Annotated in this window: 17 protein-coding genes; 14 read left to right on the top strand and 3 right to left on the bottom strand. The window is 50.7% G+C overall.

Going from position 1 to position 19490, the window contains the following annotated elements; genetic code table 11:
* Positions 1-15: 15 nt before the first annotated feature.
* Positions 16-1977, top strand: a complete 1962-nt coding sequence (locus M3202_RS08965; RefSeq protein ID WP_251223009.1) for a TRAP transporter permease — start codon at positions 16-18, stop codon at positions 1975-1977.
* Between the two features lie 58 nt (positions 1978-2035).
* Here the strand turns inward: M3202_RS08965 and thmT are convergent, their stop codons facing one another.
* Positions 2036-2221, bottom strand: coding sequence for a 2-hydroxymuconate tautomerase (gene thmT, locus M3202_RS08970; RefSeq protein WP_251223010.1), 186 nt, complete (start codon positions 2219-2221; stop codon positions 2036-2038).
* Positions 2222-2399: 178 nt separating this feature from the next.
* Here thmT and M3202_RS08975 point away from each other — a divergent pair, with 178 nt between their 5' ends.
* Positions 2400-2939: a YwhD family protein gene (locus M3202_RS08975; protein WP_251223011.1), complete on the top strand. Its 540-nt coding sequence runs from the start codon at positions 2400-2402 to the stop codon at positions 2937-2939.
* Positions 2940-3130: 191 nt separating this feature from the next.
* On the opposite strand, the gene M3202_RS08980 is transcribed toward M3202_RS08975, so the two are convergent.
* The gene (locus M3202_RS08980; RefSeq protein ID WP_251223012.1) at positions 3131-5203 is read right to left on the bottom strand and encodes a transglycosylase domain-containing protein; all 2073 of its coding nucleotides are present in this window, start codon (positions 5201-5203) and stop codon (positions 3131-3133) included.
* Positions 5204-5488: 285 nt separating this feature from the next.
* Here M3202_RS08980 and speE point away from each other — a divergent pair, with 285 nt between their 5' ends.
* The 7 genes from speE (at position 5489) to M3202_RS09015 (ending at position 11213) form a co-directional block, all read left to right on the top strand.
* Positions 5489-6316: a spermidine synthase gene (gene speE / locus M3202_RS08985; RefSeq protein ID WP_251223013.1), complete on the top strand. Its 828-nt coding sequence runs from the start codon at positions 5489-5491 to the stop codon at positions 6314-6316.
* Between the two features lie 12 nt (positions 6317-6328).
* Complete coding sequence (speB, locus tag M3202_RS08990; protein WP_251223014.1) at positions 6329-7201, top strand: agmatinase; 873 nt, start codon at positions 6329-6331, stop codon at positions 7199-7201.
* A gap of 171 nt (positions 7202-7372) precedes the next feature.
* Positions 7373-7813, top strand: coding sequence for a YwiB family protein (locus M3202_RS08995; RefSeq protein ID WP_251223015.1), 441 nt, complete (start codon positions 7373-7375; stop codon positions 7811-7813).
* On the top strand, positions 7810-9480 hold the full coding sequence (argS, locus tag M3202_RS09000; protein ID WP_251223016.1) for an arginine--tRNA ligase: 1671 nt from the start codon (positions 7810-7812) through the stop codon (positions 9478-9480). The genes M3202_RS08995 and argS overlap by 4 nt, the downstream gene beginning before the upstream one ends.
* 33 nt (positions 9481-9513) lie before the next feature.
* Entirely contained in the window at positions 9514-9996 is a 483-nt protein-coding gene (locus tag M3202_RS09005; RefSeq protein ID WP_251223017.1) for a DUF456 domain-containing protein, read from the top strand.
* Positions 9997-10210: 214 nt separating this feature from the next.
* Entirely contained in the window at positions 10211-10381 is a 171-nt protein-coding gene (locus tag M3202_RS09010) for a XapX domain-containing protein (protein ID WP_251223018.1), read from the top strand.
* Positions 10382-10433: 52 nt separating this feature from the next.
* Positions 10434-11213, top strand: coding sequence for an alpha/beta fold hydrolase (locus tag M3202_RS09015; RefSeq protein ID WP_251223019.1), 780 nt, complete (start codon positions 10434-10436; stop codon positions 11211-11213).
* 192 nt (positions 11214-11405) lie between these two features.
* Here the strand turns inward: M3202_RS09015 and cls are convergent, their stop codons facing one another.
* Positions 11406-12602 (bottom strand): cardiolipin synthase, encoded by a 1197-nt coding sequence (cls, locus tag M3202_RS09020; RefSeq protein ID WP_251223020.1) that lies wholly within the window; start codon positions 12600-12602, stop codon positions 11406-11408.
* A 278-nt stretch (positions 12603-12880) separates the two neighbouring features.
* Between cls and M3202_RS09025 the strand changes: the two genes are divergently transcribed.
* The 5 genes from M3202_RS09025 to M3202_RS09045 all read left to right on the top strand — a co-directional run bounded on the left by M3202_RS09025 (position 12881) and on the right by M3202_RS09045 (position 19422).
* Complete coding sequence (locus M3202_RS09025) at positions 12881-14965, top strand: (Fe-S)-binding protein (RefSeq protein WP_251223021.1); 2085 nt, start codon at positions 12881-12883, stop codon at positions 14963-14965.
* A 96-nt stretch (positions 14966-15061) separates the two neighbouring features.
* Positions 15062-16240, top strand: a complete 1179-nt coding sequence (locus tag M3202_RS09030) for an acetyl-CoA C-acetyltransferase (protein ID WP_251223022.1) — start codon at positions 15062-15064, stop codon at positions 16238-16240.
* 18 nt (positions 16241-16258) lie between these two features.
* Positions 16259-17113, top strand: coding sequence for a 3-hydroxybutyryl-CoA dehydrogenase (locus M3202_RS09035; RefSeq protein WP_251223023.1), 855 nt, complete (start codon positions 16259-16261; stop codon positions 17111-17113).
* A 12-nt stretch (positions 17114-17125) separates the two neighbouring features.
* On the top strand, positions 17126-18268 hold the full coding sequence (locus M3202_RS09040; RefSeq protein ID WP_251223024.1) for an acyl-CoA dehydrogenase: 1143 nt from the start codon (positions 17126-17128) through the stop codon (positions 18266-18268).
* An 11-nt stretch (positions 18269-18279) separates the two neighbouring features.
* Complete coding sequence (locus M3202_RS09045; RefSeq protein WP_251223025.1) at positions 18280-19422, top strand: acyl-CoA dehydrogenase; 1143 nt, start codon at positions 18280-18282, stop codon at positions 19420-19422.
* Positions 19423-19490 lie beyond the last annotated feature (68 nt).

The following is a 19490-nucleotide window of genomic DNA, read 5'->3' on the forward strand; positions in this document are numbered from 1 at the left end:
GAAGAGGTGACCAGCATGGAGCAGACGAATCGAAAAGAAGCTGAGCTGTCCGATGACCAGCAGGAGCTTTTAGAAAAATACGACAGCGAATCAAGGGTTCGCACTCATTCCAGTAAAATCGCCACTTTGCTTGTATCGATTTTGGCGATCTCGCTTTCGCTTTATCATATGTACACATCCTATTTCGGAACGCCAGTCACGCTCCAGCATCGTTCCCTGCACGTGGCCGCGATTTTAACGCTTGTCTTTCTGCTGTATCCGCCTTTTAAAAAGGCAAGCCGGACGAAGCTGCCGTTTTACGATATCATTTTTGCGCTTTGTGCAATCTCGACGTCGGTTTATATTTTCGTCGATTACTTAGGCATCGTAAATCGCGGTGGCCTGCCTAATGGGCTTGATCTTCTGTTTGGAGCGCTGCTCGTTCTGCTCGTATTGGAAGCGGCTCGCCGAGTCACGGGCTGGGGCTTGCCGCTGCTCGCCGTACTTTTCTTCTTATACGGTTTGTTTGGCCGAGAGATGGCGGGAATCTTTCGCCATCGCGGCTATTCATGGGATGAATTGGTCAATTTCATGTATGTGACGACAGAAGGGATTTACGGTACGGCGATCGGCGTCTCGGCGACGTATATTTTTCTTTTTATTTTATTTGGTGCCTTTTTGTCGAAATCAGGTATGGGGCAGTTTTTTAATGATCTCGCCTTGGCGGTTGCCGGTCAGACGAAAGGCGGTCCGGCGAAAGTGGCGGTCATTGCCAGTGGCTTTCTCGGAAGTATTAATGGCGCGGCAATTGCCAATGTCGTCACAACCGGCTCATTTACGATCCCGTTAATGAAAAAAATCGGCTACAGCCGCAATTTCGCCGGAGCAGTGGAAGCATCAGCTTCGGTCGGCGGACAGATTTTGCCGCCGATCATGGGTGCGGCGGCGTTTATTATGGCCGAAACGCTTGGGATTCCATACAGCCAGATCGCCCTTGCCGCGCTGCTGCCTGCCTTGCTTTACTACACAGGAATTATCGTCCAGATTCATTTGCGGGCGACAAAGCAAGGGCTGCGCGGGATATCAAAGGAAAATCTGCCGCGTGTGCTGGAAGTGCTAAAGGAGCGAGGGCATCTGCTGATTCCGCTGATGTTCTTAATGTATATGCTATTTTTCAGCGGGCGGACGATCATTTATTCAGCGCTGCTGACGATTCTCGTTACGATTCTCGTGGCGATGCTGCGAAAAACGACGAGAATGTCACTGAAGGATATTATTGAAGCGCTGGAGCAAGGGGCGAGAACCTCGATTGGGGTGGCAATTGCCTGCGCCTGCGTCGGGATTGTTGTCGGTGTGGCGACGATGACGGGATTCGGCCTGAAGCTGGCCAATGGCATCGTCACTCTCGGCGGCGAGAGTTTGTTGCTGACGCTCGTCTTTACGATGATCGCCTGTATCGTTCTCGGTATGGGACTGCCAAGTATTCCAACCTATATTATTACAGCGACGATGGCCGCTCCGGCGCTTATTTCGATGGGCATTGAGCCGCTTGTAGCGCATCTGTTTGTCTTCTATTTCGGCTTGTTTGCCAACATTACTCCGCCTGTCGCGCTGGCCGCTTTTGCCGCAGCCGGGATCTCGGGTGGCGAGCAGATGAAGACAGGGTTCGTTTCGATGAAATTGGCGATCGCCGGATTTATCGTCCCGTATATGTTCGTTTACAATGATGCGCTTTTACTGTTGAACACAACTTTTGTCGAAGGGCTTGTCGTCGTGATAACATCGGTGACAGGAGTGATCATGCTTGGAACGGCAGCGGAGGGCTATTTATTTACCGAGATGCCGTGGCCGTTACGGATCGTGCTTTTTGCGGGGTCTCTGTTATTCATGAATCCAAACTTTATTCAGGATATCATCGGCTTTACGATCATTATTGTCGTCAGTTTGCTGCAATGGCAACGGAGTAAAAAGACGACATTGAAACAAATCAGCATGTAAGGCAAGAAGAGGCTGGACTAAAAGGTTGTATTCTTTACCTTTTGGCCCAGCCTCTCTTCTATTCGTCCGACTTTCTTACGCCGGCGACGCCGAAGTTGGTTTTCTTCATTTCTTCAATTACGACTGAGACGCGCTCAGCTGGAGCGTCGATTGAGCTGGTGACCGCTTCAGTCACTTTTTCAACGAGTGCCCGCTTTTGATCATCAGAACGGCCTTCAAGAATTTTTACAGTTACGATTGGCATGAAAACAGCCTCCTTTCCTATTGGGAAAATATGTATTCCATCCGTTTTTCTTGCCGCTGCGCTTACGTCTTATCAGGCATAAAAGCAGGGAAGTAGAAAACGCTATCTTAAGACTAGCATATGGGAGGTCATTTTGTGTAGAATTTAATTAAGGCAGGAATAGGAAAGGGTGACATAGATGGATTTACTGAATGACGATAATCTGAAGAAAAAGAAAAGCAGCGGCTTTAATATTTTAAGTGGGGATTCGACCTCCGGCCATGGTGGGTATGGGGCCGGTGTGCTGAATCTTGATAATGTATCGCCGGTTTTCGTCGACCCGGCAGAAGGGGAAGCGTTCGTCGATATGGGGGCGCTGCATGCTCGCTCAGCCGTTGAAAAGCGGATCAAATTCCTTCCGAACAAGGAAGAGGTGCCAAACGGCAAGCTCTACTGGCTCGTATGGGTAGCCATCCAGTATAAAGAAGGCAAGCCGTATTACGCCGGCGTGACAGGATGCGAGATGACGGTTGATAAAGAAATCCGCCGCGGCTATAAAAGCTTGCCCGAGCATGTCAATAAAATGGATAAGGCGCTGAAAGGGAAAATTATGGTGGAGCATATGGATCAAAAGTCAAAAGCGATTCTCGCTGACTTCTTAAAAAAACATAGCGAGCAAATGTGGCTTCATTCTGAAAAAGAGCTGCACGAAGCGCTCATGGGAGAAGAATCAGCTTAGAAGAGGATTGTAAACCCCTAAAATAGCCTAACTTTGAACGATTTTTGAACACTGGTGCGCCCTCTTGAGCTTTTTGGCTAGAGCGAGTAAACTTAAAGGCAGTATAAAAGCACATTTATACTAGGACACGAGAGTGCCCCAAAAGCTTTAGCTTTTGGGGCACTCTTTTTTTACAAGGAAAGGCATCGGCCTCAGTCATGCTGAAACCATTTAAAGAAACGGTTAATGATATGTTCCTTTTCATGAGTCGCCTCATCGATCGCTTCCACTTCTTCCCCGTCGGGCGCGGGTGGCGGGCACGGCTTTGTCGGCTCGGTCCCTTCCACAAAATAAGTGACGCGGTGAGTCGGGCAGTCAGCTGTTGCGAGTAAGCCGTTTTGCGGGTTCATCTCGACAGCGACGACTCCTTCCGGCTGCTGGAACGGAATCTTTAATTGCTTTTCCAGTGCATGCTCAGTAAAATTGGCCCAAATTTTCTTGGCGATCTGCCCTTCCGTGGCATGCTCGAGTGTTTGTCCTTGATCGTAGCCGACCCAGACGCCGGTAACGAGCTGAGGCGCATAGCCGATCATCCAGCTGTCGGTCGAGGTCGAACCCGACTTTCCGGCGACTGGCCGATTGACTAAATGGGCAACCGAACCGCCTGTGACAGAGGTGTGAGCATTCAAATAAGGATCAAACATTCCGGTCATCAGGTCGGTTAAAATGAAAGCCAGCTTCGGATCGAGAACTTGGGCGAGGTGCGGCTCAGCTTCAAACAGGATATTCCCCTCCGCATCGACCACCTTGCGGATGAAGCGCGGTTCGACCCTTTTTCCGCCATTGGCAAAGGCGCTATACGCCCGAACCATCTCGACGACATCAACCGGTAACGTGCCGAGCGCCAAAGAAGGAATTTCCCGCAATGGCGATGTAACCCCAAGCCTTTCCGCGACTTCGATGACTTTGTCGGTTCCAAGCAGCAGATGGGTTTTCACCGCATAAATATTATCGGAGAAAGCAATTGCCTGCAAGAGTGTAATAAAATCATCAGCGTACACACTTTGAAAGTTTTTCGGTGAGTACGTCGCCCGTCCGTCATCATATGTGAACGTTGTTTCCTCACTTAATAAGGTTGACGCGGGAGTGAAGCCGTTTTCGAGCGCCGCATAGTACAGAAAAGGCTTAAAGGCGGAGCCGGGGGCCCGCTTCGCCTGCGTGGCGCGATTGTACGGACTGTCGGCATAATTTTTTCCGCCGATCAATGCTTTCACATCTCCTGTGCGCGGGTCCATCGCCACGAGCGCGGTTTGCAGCTCGGAATCGGGCATTTCCTTCTCGACCCAGCTCTCCGCTTCTTTCTGCATGTCAGGGTCAAGCGTTGTGTAAATGCTAAGTCCGCCCGCTTCGAACAAGGCGGGATCAAGCCCGGCCTCTTCTATGAGCAACTCTTCGACAACGTCCTGAAAATACGGGCCGATGACAGCCTCGCGTTCGAGCTGTTCATGGGTGAAAGTCAACGGTTCAAGATGGGCTTCATCGGCCTCCACCTGTGTCAGGTTGCCGTTTTCGACCATCGATTGCAGAACAATGCCCTGCCGTGTTTTGGCCCGTTCATAATGAAAGAGGGGAGAATAATAGCTTGGTCCTTTTGGAATACCGGCAAGCATGCTCGCCTCGGCCAACGTGAGCTGATTGGCCGATTTGCCGTAATAATGGCGGGCTGCCGCTTCGATGCCGTAAGCCCCGTGACCGTAGTAAACCGTATTTAAATAGCCTTCAAGAATATCATCCTTCTCGTAATTCATTTCCAGCCGTAGGGAATATAACAGCTCATTCCATTTGCGTTTCCATGTTTTGTCATGGCTTAAATAAAGATTGCGCGCGTACTGCTGTGTAATCGTGCTCGCTCCCTGTGATTTCGAACCGGAGCGGATGTTGGCAATGATGGCCCCGCCGATCCGGAGCGGATCAAAGCCAAAATGCTGATAGAAGCGGCGGTCCTCGACGGCAATCGTGGCGTCGATCACATCAGGCGAAATCTCTGATAAGTCGACCCAATAACGGTGCTCGCCGTGATGCCTTTCGCCGATTGGCGTATTATCAGCTCCGTAATAGACAGTCGTTTGCGACACATTTAAGGGGGGAGGCCCTTGCATTTTCGTATAAGAAAGCAGCGCGACCGCACTTGCTGCCAGGAAAACAAGCCCCAGTAAACAGAGGCGAAAAAACAGCCGTACGAGTCGCCGTCTGCGTCTAATTCGGCGGTTTATGATGACTTCCATTTCGTCACCTCATTCTTAGTTTCGTCACTAATCTAGTGGACACGTTTCTAGTTTTGGTAGAAACAGTAGGTTTTAAACATCAGAAGCAACAGAAGACATAGAAATTTTGCTTGCTTTTTTACCTTATTGCTTTATACTTTCATTTGTTGAAGACAGCAGGTCAGGGGAAGCTGCTGAAAAACTTTCTTTTTCGTAACAAAAAACGGCTTTCGACTTGTTTCACATAAGTAACATAATTAAGTAAACGCTATAATAGAGGATCAGTATTTGAACGAGGTGATTGTCATGGAATTATGGTTTATAGAAAAGCAGACAGAGCGTTTTGGGATTACAGCAAAAATCAAGCGAACGCTTCATACAGAAAAAACGGACTTTCAGCAGCTGGATGTTATCGAAACCGAGGAATTTGGCAATATGCTTGTCCTTGATGGAATGGTGATGACAACGGAAAAGGATGAATTTGTTTATCATGAAATGGTCGCTCATGTTCCGTTGTTTACCCATCCTGAGCCGAAGCATGTTCTCGTTGTCGGCGGCGGGGACGGAGGAGTGATCCGTGAGGTGCTGAAGCATCCGTCCGTCGAAAAAGCGACTCTAGTTGAAATTGACGGAAAAGTGATTGAGTATTCGAAGAAATATTTGCCGTCGATTGCCGGGGCATTGGATGATCCGCGCGTCGATGTTCAAGTCGATGACGGCTTTATGCATATTGCCAAGGCGGAGGATGCCTATGATGTCATTATGGTTGATTCTACGGAGCCTGTCGGACCGGCAGTGAAGCTGTTTGAAAAAGGATTTTATGAAGGAATTTCAAAAGCGTTGAAAGAGGACGGTATTTTTGTCGCGCAGACGGACAACCCGTGGTTTCATCAGGAATTGATCAAAAATGTGTATCGCGACGTCCAGGATATTTTTCCGATTACCCGTCTGTATACGGCGAATATCCCGACATATCCAAGCGGGCTGTGGACATTTACGATCGGTTCAAAGCGTCACGATCCGCTTGCTGTGGAAGAGAGCCGCTTTCACGACATAGAAACGAAGTATTATACGAAAGAGCTTCATAAGGCGGCATTTGTTTTGCCGAAGTTTGTAGCTGATCTCGTGAAGTAAGGGGAGATAAGGATGCGCTTTGACGAAGCCTATTCAGGTAAAGTGTTTATTATGAGCAAGCCAAGCTATGAAGAAAGCCGGGCTGTTCTTTACGGCATGCCGATGGATTGGACGGTCTCCTTCCGTCCCGGCTCCCGCTTTGGTCCCGCACGGATTCGCGAGGCTTCTCTCGGACTGGAAGAATACAGCCCGTATTTGGACAGGCATTTAGAGGACGTCAACTATTTCGATGCCGGCGATATTCCGCTGCCGTTCGGTAACGCGGCCCGCAGCCTTGATATGGTTGAGGAGTACGTTGACCGGCTGCTTGCGGATGGAAAGTTTCCTCTTGGTCTTGGCGGAGAGCATTTGCTGTCGTGGCCTATTTTCAAAGCAATGGCGAAAAAGTACCCGGAGATGGCGATTATCCATATCGATGCCCATGCCGACTTGCGAGAAGAATACGAAGGGGAACCTCTTTCCCATTCCACACCGATTCGTAAGGCGTGCGAGCTGATCGGCCCGCAAAATGTTTATTCGTTTGGCATCCGCTCCGGCATGCGCGAAGAATTTCAATATGCGAAGGACGCCGGGATGTACATGGCGAAGTTTGAAGTCGCCGAGCCATTAAAAGAAATTTTGCCGACATTGGCGAACCGTCCGGTTTACGTGACGATTGATATTGACGTTCTTGATCCGGCTCATGCGCCGGGCACCGGCACGGCCGAAGCCGGCGGGATTACGTCAAAGGAGCTGCTTGAAGCGATAACGGCGATTGCCAACTCGGATATAACGGTGATTGGAGCGGATCTGGTTGAGGTCGCGCCTGCCTATGACCCGACAGAACAAACGCAAATCGCAGCCAGCAAATTTGTCCGCGAAATGCTGCTTGGCTGGGTGAAATAAGAGGGCGTGTTTTCGATCGCCCGCTTCAAACATTGCTTAGGGGCTGGGTAAAAGGTAAGAACAACCTTTTGTCCCAGCCCCCTCTCTTTTTCCTTTTCAGAAAAGATCACAGCACTGCTTGCAACTGCCTTGTAAACTCGCTAAACTTGAACAGAGAAAGGTGTGCGGGGCATGAAAAAAGCGATTCAGCGATCAATTAAAATGCGATTTCAAACAAGGATTGACCATCAAGATCACACAGATGCCTATGAATTTACAACAAGAGGAGAACTCTTTCATAAAGGGAAACATGATTATTTGCGGTTTGAAGAAGTATTGAATAATGAAACGATCCAAACGACGATGAAATGGAATGGCCGCGAGCTTATTTTGATTCGTCAAGGGGTCATTTTAATGCGCCAAACGTTTATTGCCGGAGAAACAACAGTTGGCCGTTATGTAACCCCGGAGGCTTCATGGGAGACGACGGCGGCGACTGAGAAAGTGTTTGTCCAGTGGCCGGCGGGGAAGGTCAAAGGAAGAATCGACCTGACGTATCAATTTGAGCTGCAAGGTCAGGCGACTGGAAAGCATACGGTACGATTGACACTAGAGGAGGACACGAGTAGATGAACAGTGTAGAACAAATCAAACAACGGTTGAAAGAGGAAATCATCAAGGCCGTCGTCGAAGCCGGTCTTGCGCCGGAAGAGCAAATTCCGGAAGTGATTCTTGAATCACCGAAAGAGAAAGCGCACGGTGATTATGCGAGCAATATGGCAATGCAGCTGACCCGGATCGCTAAAAAAGCCCCTAGGGTCATCGCCGAAGAGCTTGTCGGAAAGCTGAACTATCAGGCCGCAGCGATAGAGAAGGTCGAAATTGCCGGCCCTGGCTTTATTAATTTCTTTATGGACAACCGTTATTTGCGCGAAGTCGTTCCGGCCGTGCTGAAGGCAGGCGATACATACGGGCAGACGAACGTCGGAGGTGGCAGCCGGATTCAGGTTGAGTTTGTCTCGGCGAACCCGACGGGCACCCTCCATTTAGGTCATGCGCGCGGTGCGGCCGTCGGCGATGCACTTTGCAATATTTTGGCGAAGGCCGGCTATGACGTGGAACGGGAATATTATATTAATGATGCCGGAAATCAGATTGACAATTTAACACTCTCGCTTGAAGCGCGCTATTATCAGGCGTTAGGATTGGAGAAAGACATGCCGGAGGACGGCTACCGCGGGCAGGACATTATTGACTTCGGCAAACAGCTTGCTGAGGAATACGGCGATAAATTCGTCCATGTATCGGAAGAAGAGCGCCACGCCTTCCTTCGTCAATACGGTCTTGAAAAGGAGCTTGATAAAATTAAGCAGGACTTGCGTGAATACCGGGTTGAGTTTGACAATTGGTTCTCGGAAACATCCTTATACGAGAGCGGCAAAGTCGAGGAAGCGCTCGAGGTGTTAAAGCATAAAGGAAAAACATATGAACAGGACGGCGCGACTTGGTTTAGAACAACGGAGTACGGCGATGATAAAGACCGTGTTCTGATCAAAAATGACGGCTCGTACACCTATTTGACTCCGGATATTGCCTATCATCAGGATAAAATGAAGCGCGGCTTTGATAAGCTGATCAACATTTGGGGCGCCGATCATCACGGCTATATCGCGCGCATGAAGGCGGCGATCCAGGCGCTCGGCTATGAGGCGGAGCAGCTTGAAGTCCAGATTATTCAAATGGTCAGCCTCTATCAGGGCGGAGAAAAAGTGAAAATGAGCAAACGGACGGGGAAAGCGGTAACGTTGCGTGACCTGATGGAGGAAGTCGGCATTGATGCGACCCGTTATTTCTTTGCGATGCGCAGCGCTGATACTCAGCTTGATTTCGATATGGATCTGGCGGTATCGACATCGAATGAAAACCCGGTTTATTACGTGCAGTATGCTCATGCCCGCGTATGCAGCATGCTTCGTCAAGGGGCAGAAGCCGGCTTTACTTTCGATGAGGCGACCGATCTGTCTGTGCTCAATTCCGAGAAGGCGTATGACCTGTTAAAAGCGATTGGCGACTTCCCGCTTGTCGTGGCGGAAGCGGCCGAAAAGCAAATCCCGCACCGGATTACGAATTATGTGCATGAACTAGCCTCGACGCTGCACAGCTTTTACAATGCCGAACGCGTCATCGATGCCGACAATGCAGAAGCGACGAGCGCCCGGCTTGCGTTAATGAAAGCGACGCAAATTACGATTAAAAACGCCCTAACACTCGTTGGCGTCTCTGCACCGGAAAAAATGTAAGGCTGCATGAGCGGGAAGAAAGGAAGATAAAGAATGACAACGCTTATCTGGATTTTGATTATCGTTTTATTTCTATTGAGCTTCATTGGACTGATTTTCCCGCTCGTGCCGTCTGTCCTTGTTTTATGGGGAGGGTTCCTGCTGTATGCGTTCGCGCTTGACGGGGAGCCCCTTTCGCTCTGGTTTTGGATAGGGGCAGCGCTGTTAACGATCGTGATGCTGGTGGCAGATTTGATTGCCGGTCAATATTTTGTGAAAAAATACGGAGGATCAAAATGGGGAGAACGAATGGCGGCTGTCGGCGTGATCGTCGGCTCCTTCGTCTATCCACCATTCGGCATCATTCTTGTTCCGTTTGCGCTAGTCTTCGTCACTGAGCTTCTCTCCTCAAAAGACGCCAAGCACGCCGGCCTGGTGGCGGTTGCCTCCTTCCTCGCCTTCCTCAGCAGCACCCTTGCCAAATTCATCATCCAACTCCTCCTCATCATCTGGTTTACGCTGGAAGTGATGTTCTAAAAAGGAGTGACCTTCTCCTTTTTAGAACATCACGAAGGCCGAGCGGAGCCGCTGAAGAAGTGGAAGGGCCATGAGCGTTTTTCTCATGGACCGCCAGCGAGCGCAGCCGGCCAAAAGGAGTGACCTTCTCCTTTTTAGAATAGCACGGCAGGTGGTTGGTTTTGTATAAAGACGGAATTTGAACACACACTATAGCAAGAAAGAAGGGATAAACATGCAAGAGGTTTTCTTAGCACTGCTTGCCGGACTGGTAGTCGGTTTTCTTTTTGCGTTAATTAAGCTGCCGATCCCTGCGCCTCCTGCGTTATCAGGAGTCATGGGCATTGTTGGCATTTTTATCGGTTATAAATTGTACCAATGGATTATTCCGTTTTTTCAGTCCTAAGAACACTGTATGTCTGCATGAGTGCTCCCGCGAATGAAAGGGGTACAGCAAGTTGCCATATTTTCAGGAAAATGATGTGAAGCTTTACTATGAGACAGACGGTGAAGGGACCCCGATCGTATTGCTTCACCCCCCGGTGATGGGGCATCTGACGTTTCGTTTTCAGCGTCCGCTGGCGAAGCATTTCAAGCTTATCTTCGTTGACCTGCTCGACAGCGGGCGCAGCACGAAGCATTCGTCAGCTGCTAATGTGACGGAGCTTGCCAGGCTGACCCATTCCTTACTTAAGAAGCTGAATGTAAAAAAAGTGATTGTGCTGGGCTATTCCAATGGCGGTTCCATTGCCCAGGAATTCGCTCTGCGCTATCCGGAGAGCACGGCAGGGATGATATTAATTGGCGGCTTCCCCGAGGTATCAAGCTTTTTGCTGAAAAAGGAATTCGAACTTGGGATCTGGGCTGCGGGAAAAGAGCTTATTTCTTTATTTTCTTTCGTGCTTTCCAGGGCTCATTTTACTTCACATAAAGAACAGCAGGAAATGGCCGGCTTTATTAAAAAGGCCGACGGTGAAACATTGAAGCGCATCTACGAAGACGGGATGAACTATGTCTCGACCGACCGCTTAGCGCAAATAAAAGTACCAGTCCTTCTGCTGTACGGCAAGCGGGATCGATATATGCGCACATATTTGCTGCCCTTTTGCCGCCATCTTGCTGACTTGGAGATCGTCATCGTCAGTGAGGTCGCCCATCAAGTGCCGACAAAGCGTCCAGAGGAGTGCAATCAAATCATTAAGAGCTGGTTGCTGCGAAAAAAATTGGTTACCATGTAACGCGCTAATAGGAGAAGAGCTTGAGATAAAACTAGTTTTGGACCTACTGGCAATGGCTTCACACGCCACAAGCCCGTTGTGAGAAACCCACTCACAACGGGCTTTAAAAGATCGTGGAGAGGCTGGACTGTAACGGGTTAGCCTACAGGAGAGGCTTGGATAAAAGGGAATAAAACGCCTTTATCCAAGCCTCTACAAAAGCTCGGAAACGAGCGTCGCTACTTTTTCTTTTCCTTTATGGAGCAAGGAGCGCTGCTCATAAGCTGCGAGCGTCATTCGCTCGGAAATTGAGATGTCATATTCCAATTCGCTAAGGACAATTTGGACAAACGCTTTGTCATACACAAGGCAGTTGATTTCATGGTTAATATGAAAGCTTCGTTTATCGAAATTGGCCGTGCCGACATCGCACATTTGCTCATCGATCACAAGCGCCTTGGCATGGAAGAAGCCGCGGTAATACTGATAAATGTCAATGCCGGCTTCAAGCAGTGACCGAAAATACGGAAAGGCCGCTTCCTTCACGAGAGGGTGATCCGCTTTTTTCGGCAGAATGATGCGAATGTCAACCCCTCTTTCGGCGGCGGAAATCAATTCCTGCTGAAGCCGGCGGCCCGGGATGTAATAGGGCGTGCCGATAATAATCGAGCTTTTCGCCTGACGGATTAAAGCAATAAACGTTTCCTCCAAGTAGGAGCCGTCCGTTGGCAAAATCCGCAGCGGATGACGGCCCTGATCAAGTACAGGATACAAAGCCGGCTCCGTGATGTACAGTTGCTTTGCCGTCGTCCAATCCTGTAAAAACTGCTCCTGCAAATCCTGGACGCCATCTCCTTTTAACCTCAGGTGAAAATCCCTCCACAATCCAAACTTCGCACTTCTCCCTAAATATTCATCACCGACGTTAAAGCCGCCAATATAGCCCGTCTCTCCATCAATAATGACGATTTTTCGATGGTTGCGGCGATTTAACGTAAAAAAAAGAAACGGAAGCTGGGGAGGATGGGAATAAGCGAAATGGATCCCGGCTTTTTTCATTTTCTTTTTTTGCGAGCGCGATAATTTACAGCCGAAGCGGTCGACTAAAATCCGGACAGTCACGCCTTCCTTTGCTTTGTCCTCCAATAAATCAAGCAGCTGAGCGCCAATATGATCGCCGCGGAAAATATAAAAGAGCAGGTGGATATGGTGTTTCGCCTGCTTTACATCTTGAAACAGCTTTAAAAAAAACGTCTCTCCGTCCCCGAGCAGTCCGACTTCCCCGTAACGGGTTTTTTGGGTGTGACGGGTTGCCTCTCGGCGCTGCTTCCGCATCCCGGCGCGGAAATCATAGCGTAGCCAGACGATGATGATAACAAGCAAGAGGACAAACAGTAGGCTGCCATTCATTTGGAAAATGTCCCTCCTTACACAAAGTCCAGCGGTCAATCCTGTTGGTAACAGGAGAAGTTCTGGCGTTAATTTGTTAATAGTTTGCCCCGACGTTCAAGAAAAAATGAAAAGTTTTGTCGACTGAATGCTCATTCAGTTAAAAATATGCTATACTGAAAGAAACAATTTGCTATTTAATTGGGAAAATACAAAAAATTGGGGTGGTTCGGAGTAAGGCCGCTACGCTATACGCATGTCCTGTTCGTTTAGATGGTCAGGTGAAAGGAGAGAGTTTTATGGAAGCGCTAACATTGATTCACCGTCTTGCATTTCTATTGCTGACAGCTTATGCCGTCTATTTGTTTGTCTCCCTCGTTCTTACTAGATACCACTACATCAAGCTCGGGAAAAAAGCCGAATTCTCCCACTCCATCGAAGAGCGGTTCCGCGCGATTTGGGTGAACGTGTTTGGCCAGAAGAAGCTGTTAAAGGATAAAAAAAGCGGGATGATTCACCTGATGTTTTTTTACGGGTTTTTGCTCGTACAATTTGGAGCGATTGATCTGATTTGGAAAGGGCTTGCTGTCGGCAGCCATCTGCCGCTCGGCTCGTTTTATCCTGTCTTTACCCTCTTTCAGGAGGTCGTTGTTTTCATCATTCTCGTGGCGGTCGTCTGGGCATTTCACCGCCGCTATATTGAAAAGCTCGTCCGCCTGAAGCGAGGCTGGAAAGCCGGCCTTGTGCTGCTATTTATCGGCGGGCTGATGGTCTCTAAGCTAGTAGCGAAGGCGATGGAAATAATCTGGCTCGGCAAACCGCTCAGCGGATTTGAACCGATTGCCTCCGGACTGGCGGCCGTATTTTCCTTCGTTCCACCGGCAGCCGCAAGCGGGCTTTTCTTTCTGTTCTGGTGGGTTCACCTGCTCATTTTGCTCTCGTTTTTGGTCTATGTGCCGCAGTCGAAGCACGCTCATCTGCTGGCCGCACCGGTCAACGTCTTTCTCGGCCGGACGCATCCGGTCGGGCAGCTCGCCTCGATCAATTTCGAGGATGAAAGTCAGGAAGTGTTTGGCGTTCAAAAGATTGAAGACTTCAACCAAAAACAGCTCGTTGATCTCTATGCCTGTGTCGAGTGCGGGCGCTGTACGAATATGTGTCCGGCGACCGGAACGGGAAAGCTGCTTTCACCGATGGACCTGATTGTGAAAATGCGCGATCATCTGACCGAGAAAGGGGCGGCGATTACGTCGCGCTCCCCGTGGCTGCCGGCCTTTGCCTTCAGCGGCACACGGGCCAATCAGCTTGCCGGGGCCGGGGAAGCGGCTGCCGGCTATGATGTAAGCCTGATTGGCGATGTGATCACAGAGGAAGAGATCTGGGCCTGTACGACGTGCCGCAATTGTGAGGATCAATGTCCGGTGATGAATGAGCATGTTGATAAAATTATCGATCTGCGCCGGTATTTAGTGCTGACGGAAGGGAAGCTTGACGCCGATGCACAGCGGGCGATGACGAATATCGAGCGGCAGGGAAACCCGTGGGGCATCAGCCGCAAGGATCGTGAAAAATGGCGTGAAGGACGCGAGGATATTAGTGTTCCGACCGTCAAGGAGGTTGAAAAGGCGGGAGAGGAATTTGAGTATCTGCTCTTTGCCGGCTCGATGGGTTCATTTGATAAACGGAGCCAAAAAATTGCCCAATCGCTCGCAAAGGTGCTCAATGAGGCGGGGGTCCGTTTTGCGATTATCGGCAACAAGGAAAAGAATTCGGGTGACACGCCGCGCCGTCTCGGCAATGAGTTTCTCTTTCAGGAGCTGGCAACGGCGAATATTGCCCTGTTTCAAAAGCACGGTGTCCGTAAAATTGTGACGATTGATCCGCATGCCTATAACAGCTTTAAACATGAATACCCGGAATTCGGTCTTGACGATGTCGAAGTGTACCACCATACGGAATTGCTGGCAAAGCTGATTCAGGAAGGACGCCTTCAGCCAAAGTATGAGGTGAAGGAAACCGTCGTCTATCATGACTCCTGTTATTTAGGGCGCTATAACGAGGTTTACGAGCCGCCGCGCGAGATTTTAAAGGCGATCCCGGGGATTACGCTGACGGAGATGAGGCGGAATCGGGAAAATGGGATGTGCTGCGGCGCCGGTGGCGGCATGATGTGGATGGAAGAGGATGTCGGCCAGCGGATTAATGTCGCGCGAACCGAGCAGGCGCTTGAAGTGGAGCCGACGGTGATTGGCAGCGGCTGTCCGTATTGCTTGACAATGCTCAGCGATGGCACGAAAGCCAAAGAGGTCGAGGAGCACGTTCAGACGCTGGACATTGTGGAAATTTTGGAGAAATCGCTTTTTGAAGAAAAGAATGCAGGCTAAAACAAGGCTCATTTGCTTCGGCTAATAGGTGAAGCAGAGGCCAGGTGGACAAAATGAGTGAGCGTTCGCTCGACAAAGATGGAAGGGGAGATTTCGATGAGAACGGTAATTGTCAGCGGGGCAAGAACGCCCTTTGCGAAATTCGGCGGGGCGTTGCGGAACTTCAGTGCAGGAGAGCTGGGAGGTGTGGCGCTGCGAGCCGCTTTGGAGCGGGGCGGCTGGTCGGCCGAAGAGGTCGATGAAGTGATGATCGGCAATGTGCTTCAGGCTGGACAGGGGCAGCTGCCATCAAGACAGGCGGCACATCAGGCGGGACTGCCGTGGAATGTACAAACGGAAACGATTAATAAAGTCTGTGCTTCGGGGATGCGCAGCGTAATGACGGCCGATCAGCGGATTCGTTTAGGAGAAGCAGGGGTCATTCTTGCCGGCGGGATGGAATCAATGAGCAACGCGCCGTATTATGTGGAAAAAGCGCGCTGGGGCGTCCGGATGGGCAACAGTGAGCTTGTCGACGGTATGGTATATGACGGGCTGACCTGCTCATTCACAAATGTTCATATGGGAACGTACGGGAATAAAGTCGCCGCGGAGTTAAAGCTGTCGCGTCAGGAGCAGGATAAATGGGCGCTGCGAAGCCAGGAGCGGGCCGCGGAGGCGATTAAGGCCGGCCGGCTCGGGGAAGAAATAACGCCGGTTGCAGTACCGCAGCGTAAAGGTGAGCCGCTGTTGTTTGCGCAGGATGAAGCTCCGCGGCAAAGCTCACTTGAGCAGCTCGCGGCGCTCCGCCCGGTTTTCGGCAGCGAAGGAACGATTACGGCCGGCAATGCGCCGGGCGTCAATGACGGAGCGGTGGCGCTTTTGCTAATGTCGGAGGAACGCGCGAAGCTGGAAGGGATAGTCCCGCTCGCGACGATCGAAGCGCATACGGCATTGGCTGTGGCTCCGAAGGATTTTCCGAAGACGCCGGGCCTCGTCATTAATAAGCTGCTGGAGAAAACGAACTATCAGGCGGATGATATTGATTTGTTTGAAATTAATGAAGCATTTGCCGCCGTGGCGCTGGCGAGTATGCAGATCGCTCAGCTCGATGAAGACAAAATCAATGTCAATGGCGGGGCTGTAGCGCTTGGGCATCCGATCGGGGCAAGCGGAGCCCGGATTATTTTGACATTGGCCTATGAGCTGAAGCGGCGGGGCGGCGGATTAGGAATCGCGGCAATTTGCAGTGGCGGCGGGCAGGGCGACGCGCTGTTGCTGAGCGTTGAAGGATGAATTGAAGGAGGAATGGAAATGAAGATCAAAAGCGTAATGGTCGTTGGAGCTGGACAGATGGGAGCGGGGATTGCCCAGGTTCATGCACAGGCAGGCTTTGACGTCGTCTTGCACGATTTGGACGATGACAGCCTGAACCGCGGCATGGCAGGCATTCGAAAAAATGTCTCACGTCAGGTTGAAAAAGGGCGGTTGACAGCCGAAGAGATGGAAGCGGTAATCGCCAGGATCACGCCGTCAACCGCTTTGGAGCAAGCGGCCGGTGCGGATATCATAATCGAAGCAATCGTGGAAAATATGACAAGCAAAACGGCGCTGTTTGCCGAGCTTGACCATCTCGCTCCGCCGCATACGATTTTAGCCTCAAATACATCCTCCTTGCCGATTACAGAAATCGCGGCGGCAACGAAACGGCCGGAAAAGGTAGTCGGAATGCATTTTATGAATCCGGTGCCGGTAATGAAGCTCGTCGAAATTATTCGCGGACTGGCCACCGATGATGACGTGTATGAAACGGTGGCCGAGCTTGCCGGCCGGCTGCAGAAAACAGCGGTGGAAGTCAATGACTTTCCGGGATTTGTCTCTAACCGGGTGTTGATGCCGATGATTAATGAAGCGATCTATACCGTTTACGAAGGGGTAGCCTCACCGGAAGCGGTCGATGAAGTAATGAAGCTCGGGATGAATCATCCGATGGGCCCGCTTACGTTAGCTGATTTTATCGGCCTCGATACTTGTCTGTTTATTATGGAAACGCTGCATGAAGGCTTCGGCGACGATAAATACCGTCCGTGCCCGTTATTGCGCAAATATGTGAAGGCCGGCTGGCTCGGTAAGAAAGCAGGCCGGGGCTTCTACATCTACGAAAGCTGAGGAGGGGAAGAGATGAATTTACGGTTTAGCGAAGAGCAGGACATGATGCGGAAAATGGTTCGCGACTTTGCGGAAGAGCAAATTACCCCTTTTATTGAAGAGATGGAAGCCAATCAAACATTTCCGCGCCACATCGTCGGGAAGATGGGTGAACTTGGGCTAATGGGTATTCCGATTCCGGAGGAGCTGGGTGGAGCGGGAATGGATTTCACCTCTTATATCATCGCCATTCATGAATTATCAAAGGTAAGCGCGGCGGTCGGTGTCATTCTTTCGGTCCACACTTCCGTCGGGACGAATCCGATTCTTTTCTTCGGAACAGAGGAGCAAAAGCAGCGCTACGTGCCGAAGCTGGCAAGCGGACAATATTTGGGAGCCTTTGCGCTAACCGAACCGAGTGCCGGCTCCGATGCGGCGGCGCTGAAAACGACGGCGGTGAAGGACGGGAGCGTATACCGGCTGAACGGCTCGAAGTCATTTATTACGAATGGCGGGGAAGCCGATTCCTATATCGTCTTTGCGTCAACGGCACCGGAGAAAGGAGCGAGAGGAATTTCCGCTTTTATTGTGGAGAAACATACACCTGGCTTTATGATCGGAAAAAAAGAGCAAAAAATGGGTCTGAACGGCTCCCATACGACAGAACTCATTTTCGAAGACGCCCGTATCCCGCAGGAAAACTTGCTCGGAGCCGAGGGGGAAGGCTTTAAAATCGCCCTCGCCAACCTTAATCATGGCCGGATCGGGATCGCCGCCCAGGCATTGGGAATCGCTGAAGCCGCTTTTGCGGCAGCAAGTCGCTATGCGAAGGAGCGGAAACAGTTTGGCAAGGCGATCGGTCAGCAGCAGGCCGTCGGCTTCAAGCTCGCTGAAATGGCGACGAAGATCGAAGCGGCGAGACTGTTGACCTACCGGGCAGCCGTGCTAACCGATCAAGGACGGCCCTGTGGGCAGGAGGCTTCGATGGCGAAGCTCTTTGCCTCGCGCACGGCAGTTGAGGTGGCAATTGAAGCGGTGCAAGTGTTTGGCGGCTATGGGTATACAAAGGATTATCCGGTTGAACGTTACTTTCGCGACGCAAAAGTGTGCGAAATCTATGAGGGCACGAGCGAGATTCAAAGAGTCGTCATTAGCAAACAGCTGTTAGCAGACTAGGGGGGAGAAGGATGAATTTTTTACTGACGGATGAGCAGGAGATGATTCGGAAGATGGTGCGTGATTTCGCTGAAAAGGAAATTGCACCAACAGCGGCTGAACGCGACGAAGAGGAACGGTTTGACCGGTCTCATTTTGAAAAGATGGCGGCTCTCGGTCTCACCGGAATACCGTGGCCTGAGGAATATGGCGGGATCGGGGCAGATTATGTCAGCTATGTGATCGCCGTTGAAGAGCTGTCGCGTGTCTGTGCGTCGACAGGAGTGACATTGTCAGCCCATCTTTCGCTTGCGAGCTGGCCGATTTACAAATTCGGCACGGAAGAACAGAAGCAGACCTATTTGCGCGCCTTGGCGGAAGGAACGAAAATCGGCGCCTACGGCTTAACGGAACCTAGCTCCGGCTCGGATGCCGCCGCGATGAAAACAACTGCCGTCGAAGAAGAGGACGGATATGTGCTGAACGGGTCGAAGATTTTTATTACAAATGGCGGTGTCGCCGATCTGTATATTATCTTCGCCCTGACCGACCCGGAGCTGCGTCATAAAGGTGTGAGCGCCTTTATCGTCGAAGCGGATACACCGGGCTTCTCCGTCGGCAAAAAGGAGAAAAAGCTCGGCATCCGCTCATCGCCGACAACGGAAATCATTTTTGAAAATTGTCGTGTTCCGAAGAAAAATATGCTTGGTGCGCGGGGAGAAGGCTTTAAAATCGCGATGATGACGCTGGATGGAGGAAGGAACGGAATTGCCGCCCAGGCGGTTGGCATTGCACAGGGGGCGCTTGATGCCGCCATCGATTATGCGAAGACGCGCAAGCAGTTTGGCAAGGCGATCGGTCAGCAGCAGGGTGTGGCCTTTAAGCTCGCCGATATGGCGACAAAGGTCGAAGCGAGCCGGCTTTTAACGTACCAGGCTGCTTGGCGCGAAAGTGAACAGCTCCCGTACGGCCTGGAGTCGGCGATGTCAAAGCTGTTTGCCGGCGATACGGCGATGGAAGTGACGACCGAGGCGGTGCAGGTGTTCGGCGGCTATGGCTATACGAAGGACTATCCGGTCGAGCGTTTTATGCGTGATGCGAAAATTACGCAAATTTATGAAGGAACAAATGAAATTCAGCGGCTCGTCATTTCAAAAATGCTGTTAACGGAATAATTGTGGATGGAACGTTGCTGTAAAGTCTAGTATGCTTGAAGCAACAACGATTTTGAAAAGGTAGGTTA

This window comes from Halalkalibacter oceani (assembly GCF_023715605.1).
Classification (GTDB): Bacteria; Bacillota; Bacilli; order Bacillales; family Bacillaceae_D; genus Halalkalibacter; species Halalkalibacter oceani.

Coding starts and splice junctions, on each gene's coding strand:
- argS (WP_251223016.1), top strand. CDS start 7,810: ATGAACAGTGTAGAACAAATCAAACAACGGTTGAAAGAGGAAATCATC.
- M3202_RS08995 (WP_251223015.1), top strand. CDS start 7,373: ATGAAAAAAGCGATTCAGCGATCAATTAAAATGCGATTTCAAACAAGG.
- M3202_RS09030 (WP_251223022.1), top strand. CDS start 15,062: ATGAGAACGGTAATTGTCAGCGGGGCAAGAACGCCCTTTGCGAAATTC.
- thmT (WP_251223010.1), bottom strand. CDS start 2,221: ATGCCAATCGTAACTGTAAAAATTCTTGAAGGCCGTTCTGATGATCAA.
- speB (WP_251223014.1), top strand. CDS start 6,329: ATGCGCTTTGACGAAGCCTATTCAGGTAAAGTGTTTATTATGAGCAAG.
- M3202_RS08975 (WP_251223011.1), top strand. CDS start 2,400: ATGGATTTACTGAATGACGATAATCTGAAGAAAAAGAAAAGCAGCGGC.
- M3202_RS08965 (WP_251223009.1), top strand. CDS start 16: ATGGAGCAGACGAATCGAAAAGAAGCTGAGCTGTCCGATGACCAGCAG.
- M3202_RS09025 (WP_251223021.1), top strand. CDS start 12,881: ATGGAAGCGCTAACATTGATTCACCGTCTTGCATTTCTATTGCTGACA.
- M3202_RS09035 (WP_251223023.1), top strand. CDS start 16,259: ATGAAGATCAAAAGCGTAATGGTCGTTGGAGCTGGACAGATGGGAGCG.
- M3202_RS09045 (WP_251223025.1), top strand. CDS start 18,280: ATGAATTTTTTACTGACGGATGAGCAGGAGATGATTCGGAAGATGGTG.
- M3202_RS09010 (WP_251223018.1), top strand. CDS start 10,211: ATGCAAGAGGTTTTCTTAGCACTGCTTGCCGGACTGGTAGTCGGTTTT.
- M3202_RS09005 (WP_251223017.1), top strand. CDS start 9,514: ATGACAACGCTTATCTGGATTTTGATTATCGTTTTATTTCTATTGAGC.
- M3202_RS09040 (WP_251223024.1), top strand. CDS start 17,126: ATGAATTTACGGTTTAGCGAAGAGCAGGACATGATGCGGAAAATGGTT.
- speE (WP_251223013.1), top strand. CDS start 5,489: ATGGAATTATGGTTTATAGAAAAGCAGACAGAGCGTTTTGGGATTACA.
- M3202_RS08980 (WP_251223012.1), bottom strand. CDS start 5,203: ATGGAAGTCATCATAAACCGCCGAATTAGACGCAGACGGCGACTCGTA.
- cls (WP_251223020.1), bottom strand. CDS start 12,602: ATGAATGGCAGCCTACTGTTTGTCCTCTTGCTTGTTATCATCATCGTC.